This is a genomic window from Agarivorans sp. (genome assembly GCF_050295395.1).
Classification (GTDB): Bacteria; Pseudomonadota; Gammaproteobacteria; order Enterobacterales; family Celerinatantimonadaceae; genus Agarivorans.
Genome location: NZ_JBNKPP010000161.1, coordinates 1 through 2899, shown reverse-complemented (window position 1 = coordinate 2899; position 2899 = coordinate 1). Strand labels below are relative to the sequence as shown.

The following is a 2899-nucleotide window of genomic DNA, read 5'->3' as shown; positions in this document are numbered from 1 at the left end:
ATCTTCGGGGGTCTTATACTAGGAGTTCAAATGTATTACCCACTCGCACGAAAATTGATCTTTCAGCTTAACCCAGAGCGTGCTCACGATCTTACTATCGAGATGTTTAAACGCACTGGTGGCACCTTATTAGACCGAGTTTATCGCCAAACGATCCCAGAAAACCCAGTTGAGTTAATGGGCTTACGTTTTCCTAATCCGGTGGGCTTAGCCGCAGGTTTAGACAAAAATGGCGAGTGTATTCAAGCGTTTGACGCAATGGGCTTTGGTTTTATTGAAGTGGGAACGGTCACCCCACGCGCTCAATCAGGTAATGACAAGCCGCGTATTTTCCGAGTGCTAGATGCAGAAGGCATTATTAACCGTATGGGTTTTAATAACCTTGGGATCGATAATTTAATAAACAATGTTGAGAAAAGCCAATATAAAGGGATCCTTGGGATCAACATTGGTAAAAACTTCGATACGCCTGTTGAAAAAGGAAAAGATGATTATTTAATAGGCATGAATAAAGCTTTTCCTCACGCTTCTTATATTGCTGTTAATATTTCTAGCCCAAATACTCCCGGTTTACGTACATTACAATATGGCGAAGCTTTAGAGGATCTATTAAAGGATCTGACTGAGCGTAAAGATCAACTTTCTCAGCAATACAATAAACATGTTCCTTTATTGATCAAAATTGCACCAGATTTATCAGAAAGCGAAATTGAACAAATTGCTGATTCACTACTTAAATATAAATTAGATGGTGTAATTGCTACCAATACCACGCTTGAGCGCTCGATGATTGAAGGGATGAACCACGCTAGTGAGGCCGGTGGTCTAAGTGGGCGACCTCTACAATTAAAATCCACCGAGGTTATCCGTAAATTGGATCATTATTTAAAATCTGAGATCCCAATTATTGGTGTGGGTGGAATTGATTCGGGAATGGCTGCTAAAGAAAAAATGGAAGCCGGTGCTAAATTAGTACAAATATACAGCGGTTTTATTTATAAAGGCCCCGAATTAATTAAGCAAATATGTAAAGCTGTATAAAAAATAGCAATTAAATTTGTCTTTGCTGAGTTCACGTAGTACATTTGTTTATTAAGTGAACTCAGCATGGATAGCTCGTCTTTTTAGAAATGTTAATTCAACCTAATAAACACTGGCACTGGATATTTGATAACAATAAAGGAGTGATGACTCTGGAGTTGGGTAAAGATATGCTATTTGTGTCTAAGTTATGTAAAAAGCGTTGTGTTCAACATGCCCAAGAAGATAGTCCTTTTACTGCCGAACATACTCAGCTTTATTATCAGTTTCTTGAACAGCTAGAGGCCTTTTCTTGGTCTGACCCAATTAAAGTTCAAATTTGCCTCAATGCCGTTGCCTCTGCCCAGTTTTTAAAACCCTTAATGCCGCAAAGTTGGTTCTTTAAAAGCATTGCCCAGGCACAGCAGCCTCAGCTAGAGCTGGGCGAATTGGTGGTATTACAGAGTGAGCATAGCCAAGCGCGTTGCGTGGTGGTGGAGCGCAGTGAGCAAACTTATACCTTGATGACCATCGAAGACGGTTTAGTATTGGACGAGCGCAAAACGCTGGCTCAGTTCGAGGCTATTAAAGTGATGCAAGACCGAGTGATCCCCCTAAAGCAACTGTTACAGAATCAGTATCGCTTGGCTCAGACCGGCTAATTAAGCGCTAATAAATCTTTAAATACCGCTCTCATTTTTTGACTAATTAGGCTTTGTGCCTGTTGGTTGGGGTGGATCCCATCTTGTTGCATTAGTTCTGGCTGCTGCGCGATATCTTCAATAAAAAACGGTAAGTAATGCACTTGTTGCTGCTCGGCAAGTTGCGGATACAGTTGTTCAAAGGCTTGTAGGTAGCGCTTGCCATAGTTAGGCGGGATGCGGATCTGCATTAAGGCTACTTGAACTTGCTGTTGTTTGGCGATGTTGATGATGGCCTCGAGATTAGCCGCGATGTTAGCCGGAGGGTGGCCTTGTAAACCGTCGTTACCGCCCAATTCAATCAGTAACCAGTCAACTTGATGCTGTTCTAGCAAAGCGGGTAAACGTTTTAAGCCACCAGCGGTGGTTTCGCCACTAATACTGGCATTGATAAGATCGATGTCCTGAGCGGTTTCGTTATAATACTGCTGGGTAAGCGAAACCCAGCCTTGGTTTAACTCCATGCCATAACCGGCACTAAGGCTGTCTCCAAGAATGAGTATGCTTTGCTCATTTGAAGAAGCCTTTGAATTTAATGTAAATAAGAGTAAAACCGCTAGAGTTAACAGCGATAAAACTTTACTGTTATATTTTACTAACATTCTTTGAGCACCTACTTTTTATGGTCACAGCTAATTTAAGTCGAAGCACTAAGATAATCATAAATGCCAGTGCACTCAATCATCATATTGTCACCCCAGGTGGAAAACTCAAGCTATTGAAGGATATCGACTTGCAAGTAGAGCAGGGCGAATCCTTAGCCATTGTTGGGGCATCTGGCTCAGGAAAAACCACCTTATTAAGCATTTTGGCCGGTTTAGATAGCGCCAGCGAAGGAGACGTTACGCTGTGTCAACAAAATCTGAGCCAACTCGATGAAGAGCAACGGGCCAAGCTACGCCGCGATAATGTGGGTTTTATTTTCCAGCAGTTTTTATTAGTTCCAGCTCTCACTGCGCTGGAAAACGTCATGTTACCCGCCGAGCTTAAGGGTGAACGTCAGGCCAAACACTTAGCCGAGCAATGGTTAGCTAAAGTGGGTTTAGCCGAGCGTCATCATCATTATCCCAATCAATTATCTGGCGGCGAGCAACAACGCGTGGCCATTGCGCGAGCCTTTATCAGTCAACCTAAGGTGTTATTTGCCGATGAACCTTCGGCCAACCTTGATAGCGACA

General features: G+C 42.6%; 4 protein-coding genes. 3 read left to right on the top strand and 1 reads right to left on the bottom strand.

Annotated features, from left to right (window positions below; all coding sequences use genetic code 11):
- Window positions 1-30: 30 nt before the first annotated feature.
- Window positions 31-1041, top strand: a complete 1011-nt coding sequence (pyrD, locus tag ACQY6Q_RS09815; protein WP_427980789.1) for a quinone-dependent dihydroorotate dehydrogenase — start codon at window positions 31-33, stop codon at window positions 1039-1041.
- Between the two features lie 89 nt (window positions 1042-1130).
- Complete coding sequence (locus ACQY6Q_RS09810) at window positions 1131-1682, top strand: cell division protein ZapC domain-containing protein (RefSeq protein ID WP_427980787.1); 552 nt, start codon at window positions 1131-1133, stop codon at window positions 1680-1682.
- Here ACQY6Q_RS09810 and ACQY6Q_RS09805 read toward each other — a convergent pair.
- Entirely contained in the window at window positions 1679-2323 is a 645-nt protein-coding gene (locus ACQY6Q_RS09805; RefSeq protein WP_427980785.1) for an arylesterase, read from the bottom strand. The two genes, ACQY6Q_RS09810 and ACQY6Q_RS09805, sit on opposite strands and share 4 nt — an antisense overlap.
- A 20-nt stretch (window positions 2324-2343) precedes the next feature.
- Between ACQY6Q_RS09805 and ACQY6Q_RS09800 the strand changes: the two genes are divergently transcribed.
- Window positions 2344-2899: ABC transporter ATP-binding protein (locus tag ACQY6Q_RS09800; RefSeq protein WP_427980783.1), on the top strand; the 556-nt coding region annotated here is incomplete at its 3' end.